Origin of the sequence: Cephaloticoccus capnophilus (assembly GCF_001580045.1) — a bacterium.
GTDB lineage: Bacteria > Verrucomicrobiota > Verrucomicrobiia > Opitutales > Opitutaceae > Cephaloticoccus > Cephaloticoccus capnophilus.
Map to the genome: position 1 here is coordinate 1 of NZ_LSZP01000065.1, position 4,810 is coordinate 4,810.

The 4,810-nt window shown below is 62.1% G+C and carries 2 protein-coding genes; both read left to right on the plus strand.

The annotated features are described in order from the left end of the window. Nucleotides 1–362: 362 nt before the first annotated feature. The gene (locus AXK12_RS08380) at nucleotides 363–3,869 is read left to right on the plus strand and encodes a pyruvate carboxylase (protein ID WP_068713379.1); all 3,507 of its coding nucleotides are present in this window, start codon (nucleotides 363–365) and stop codon (nucleotides 3,867–3,869) included. A 225-nt stretch (nucleotides 3,870–4,094) separates the two neighbouring features. Further along, nucleotides 4,095–4,502 (plus strand): pyridoxamine 5'-phosphate oxidase family protein, encoded by a 408-nt coding sequence (locus AXK12_RS08385; protein ID WP_068713381.1) that lies wholly within the window; start codon nucleotides 4,095–4,097, stop codon nucleotides 4,500–4,502. Nucleotides 4,503–4,810: the final 308 nt, after the last annotated feature.

The following is a 4,810-nucleotide window of genomic DNA, read 5'->3' on the forward strand; positions in this document are numbered from 1 at the left end:
TGCTTTCAAATTTGGGATTTCGCTTTCGCGCGATAGCGCGTTGCGAAATCCCAAATTGAACGGGTGCAGGCACAGCCTGCCGCCCCACGCGTAGTGGGAAATCTGCCTCCGTCGCGGCGTGCGTTTGAAGCGGGAGCAGGCTGCTAGCAAAAAACGCGCAGCTTCGCCCTTGGCGTGGGCAAAGTCGCTGCTACAACCGCGCGGTATCTTCCTCGTTTTCTGCTTTTTCCCTAACGCTCCTTCGCTCGCCCATGCCTCCTTCGCGCAAAAAAAAGCCCGCACTGAAGCGGGCTGCTTCTAAGTTCCAAGCCAGCGTTGTTTCCTCATCAAAGGGAGCGGTGCCGGGCACCCCGCTCAAACTGATGGCGGCCAATCGCGGTGAAATCGCGGTGCGCATCTTTCGTGCGGGCACCGAGCTAGGGCTGCGCACGGTCGCGATTTACGCGGAGGAAGACCGGCTGTGCATTCACCGTTACAAGGCCGACGAAGCCTACCAAGTCGGTCACGGGCTCGGTCCGGTCGCCGCCTATCTCGACATCCCGGGCATCATTGCGCTCGCCAAGGAAAAAGGCGTATCGGCGATCCACCCGGGCTATGGGTTTCTCTCGGAAAACGCCGAGTTTGCCCGTGCGTGTGCGCAAGCCGGGATCGCCTTCGTGGGCCCGCGCCCCGAGTTGCTCGAAATGATGGGCGACAAAACGACCGCCCGCGCCCTCGCGAAAAAGACCCAAGTCCCCGTCCTGCCCGGCACCGAGGAGCCTGTGACCGCCCGCAAGGACGCGATCCGCATCGCGCAAAAAATCGGTTTCCCGCTCATTATTAAGGCCGCCTTTGGGGGCGGCGGGCGCGGCATGCGCATCGTTCACAAACCCGAAGAACTCGGCGCCCTGCTCGAGGAAGCGCAAGGCGAGGCCGAGCGCGCCTTCGGTAATCCAGCGGTGTTTTTAGAGAAATACATCGCCAACGCGAAGCACATCGAGGTGCAGATCCTCGGCGACCAGCACGGTAACGTTATCCACCTGCACGAGCGCGATTGCTCGGTGCAGCGCCGCCACCAAAAGGTCATCGAGGTCGCGCCCAGCTATGGGCTCCCGCGCGACGTGATTGATTCACTTTGCGAAGCCGCCGTGCGCATCGCCCGCGAGATTCGCTACGATAACGCGGGCACGATCGAGTTCCTCTACGACCTCGACCGCCACGAGTGGTTCTTCATCGAGATGAACCCACGTATCCAGGTCGAGCATACAGTCACGGAAGTCGTCACCGGCCTCGACCTCGTCCGCGCGCAGATCCTCATCGCGCAAGGCCACGCGCTCCACTCGCCCGAAGTCGGCATGCCGCGCCAAGCCGATGTGCCCTGCAACGGCTACGCCATCCAGTGCCGGATCACGACCGAAGACCCGGAAAACAAATTCGTGCCCGACTACGGGAAAATCCTCGTTTACCGCTCGCCCGGCGGGCTCGGTGTGCGGCTCGACGGCGGCATGGGTTACGCCGGCGCAGTCATCACGCCCTTCTACGACTCGATGCTGGTGAAGCTCATCACCAGCGGCCAGAGCTACGAGCAAGCACTCGGGCGGGCGAGCCGCACGCTGCGCGAGTTCCGCATTCGCGGCGTGAAGACCAACATCCCCTTTCTGGAAAACGTCATCGAGCACCCACTCTTTTGTAATGGGCAAGCCACTACAACGCTCATCGACACCACGCCCGAGCTCTTCCGCTTCGCCCCGCGCCGCGACCGCGCGACCAAGCTGCTCAACTTCCTAGGTAACGTCATCGTTAACGGCCACCCACAAGCCAAAGGCTACAAACCCGAAAAGCCCATCGACTGGGACGCCGCCCAAACGACGCTGCGAAAAAACTTGGCCTCTGGGAGCCTTAAGGACGGCAGCCGCCAGCGACTCCTCGAGCTCGGCCCGAGGAAATTTGCCGACTGGGTGCTTAGGCAAAAGCCGCTCCTCATCACCGACACCACCTTTCGCGACGCGCACCAGTCACTCATGGCGACGCGCGTCCGCAGCTACGACATGCTCGCCAGCGCGGGCACCCTCGCGCGCCACGCGCCGCAACTCTTCTCACTCGAAATGTGGGGCGGGGCGACCTTCGACACCGCGATGCGCTTCCTCGACGAAGACCCCTGGGAGCGACTCCGCGAGCTGCGCACCCGCGTGCCCAATATCTGTTTCCAAATGCTCTTTCGCGGGGCAAACGCCGTCGGCTACTCCAACTACCCCGACTCCGTCGTGGCCGGCTTCGTGAAACACGCTGCCGCCAGCGGTATGGATATTTTTAGAATCTTCGACTCGCTCAACTACCTGCCCAATCTCCGCGTCGCGATGGAGGCCGTGCAGGACACGCACGCGATTTGTGAAGGCACGCTCTGCTACGCGGGCGACATCCTCGACCCCAGCCGCGATAAGTTCTCGCTCAAATACTACGTGCGCCTCGCCAAGGAGCTGGAGCGGATGGGCGCACACATGATCGCGATCAAAGACATGGCCGGGCTGTGCCGCCCCTACGCGGCGCACCAGCTAGTCAAAACCCTAAAAGCGGAGGTCGGCGTCCCTATCCATTTCCACACGCACGACACCAGCGGCATCGCCGCGGCCTCCGTCCTCCAAGCCAGCGCGGCAGGGGTCGATGTCGTCGACCTCGCGATCGCATCGATGTCGGGCAGCACCTCGCAGCCCAACCTAAACTCCGTCGTCGCCGCGCTCCAACACAGCCCGCGCGACACCGGCCTCGACCGGGTCGCACTCGACGCGTATTCCGACTATTGGGAAGCCGCCCGTGAGTACTACCGCCCCTTCGACACTGCGCCCAAAACCGGCAGCGCCGAGGTCTACCTCCACGAGATGCCCGGTGGCCAATACACCAACTTAAAAGAGCAAGCCGCAGCGATGGGTGTCGCGCAGCGTTGGCCCGAAATCGCCAGAACCTACGCCGAAGTGAACACCCTGTTTGGCGATATCGTAAAAGTGACGCCTTCCTCGAAAGTCGTCGGCGACATGGCCCTGTTCCTGTTTTCGCGCGGCATAAAGCCTGCCGATGTGGTTAACTTGCCCGCTGGCGAGACGCCCTTCCCCGAAAGCGTCATCGACATGCTCAGCGGCGGGCTCGGCTGGCCCGAAGGCGGCTGGCCGGTCGGCGTGTGGCGCGCCGTCCTCGGTGAGGCGAAATTCAAAGCCGCCCAGGCCAAATATCGCGCCGACACCGCAGCCGCGAAGAAACCCGCGAAGCCCCGCGATAAGAAAGCGACCGCGACCCTTCACGCGAAGGAGTTGGGGCAGCTCCGCGCTGAAATCGCCGCCAAACTTCATCGTGCGCCAGAGGCCGTGAGCGACGACGAGCTCTACTCACACCTCATGTATCCGCAGGTCTTTGCCGACTTCGCGAAACGCACGCGCGACTACGGCAAGGTCGCCGCGCTGCCCACCCCCGCCTTTTTCTACGGACTCCAGCCGCAAGAAGAAATCTCGGTCGAGATCGAGGAGGGCAAAGTCCTCATTATCCGGCTCATCAACGTCAGCGAGTCCGATGCCCAAGGCCGCCGCACCGTCACTTACGAACTCAACGGCATGGCCCGCGAAGTGCTCGTGGCGGATAAAAGCCGCGCCGCCAAAACGCAGGCTCGCCCCAAGGCTGACCTCAGCGCCCCAGACCAAATCGCGGCCCCCATACCCGGACTCATCGTCACCATGAACGCCTCTGTCGGCGCTAAAGTCGCCAAGGGCGACCGGCTCTTCATGATGGAGGCCATGAAGATGCAAACCAGCATCTACGCCTCCGAAGACGGCACCGTGGCCGAGCTCTACGCCGCTGTCGGCGATACCGTCGAAGCCAAAGATCTCATCGTGCGACTGGCGTAGGCGGGCTGGCGTAGGCGACTGGGCTGAATGCGCCGCGACACTGCCCACTGGCGAAAAGCCAGTAGGCAGTTTTCGCACAGAAACGGACTTTTGCTTGCTCGCTTAGTGTTTAATGTAGCTAATGCTACAAAATGAAGCCTAACCGTTGACCGAAGAAGTCGAGCCACTGCTGGCCCAGCGCAGTCTTTTTTTCCCAAAAGGCGGAAAGGGTAGAAAGAACCACACATGATAAAACTGACCGACCACATGAAGGCCATATTGGCCCAACAGTTGCCCATACAGGCGACTTGCAGCAAAGACGGGCTGCCCGACATCGGGCCCAAGCGCAGCTTGCGGACCTACGACGACAGCACCCTCATCTACAACGAGAACACCGCAGGCCAAACCCTGCAGAATATCCGCGACGGCTCCAAAATCGCCGTGGCCGTTATCGCCCGCGAAGCACTCGAGGGCTACCGCTTCGTCGGCCGGCCCGAGGTGTTCAGCGAGGGCGAGCCCTTCGAACAAGCAGTCGCCTACGCCGAAGAAAAGGGCTACAAACCGCCCAAGTTTGCAGTGCTCGTGCACATCGAAGACATCTACACCCTCGCCCCCGGCCCCACCACCGCTGGGAAAAAAGTCACCGCCACCTAATCACAGACCTCCACTGCGCGTGGGGCGGCAGGCACAGCCTGCCGCCCCACGCGCAGTGGAAGCTCAGAGAAAACGGTCTGCGGCTGCGCGCTACACGTAGCGCTAAGGTAGAGATCGGGGGCGGGAGGGATCTTATCAAGCGCTGCGTAGTGCAGGTTAGGCGGATTGGGTTTAGCCGGGTGGGGGCGAAGCGGAGTTTGGGCGGACTATGGCCTCTCTTTTTGCTAAAACTGTTGTTAGTGCTGCGCTGCTTTGCGCAGTCGGTGCGTCGCATGCATTAGCGGAACTCACCCCCCCCCCCCCCCCCC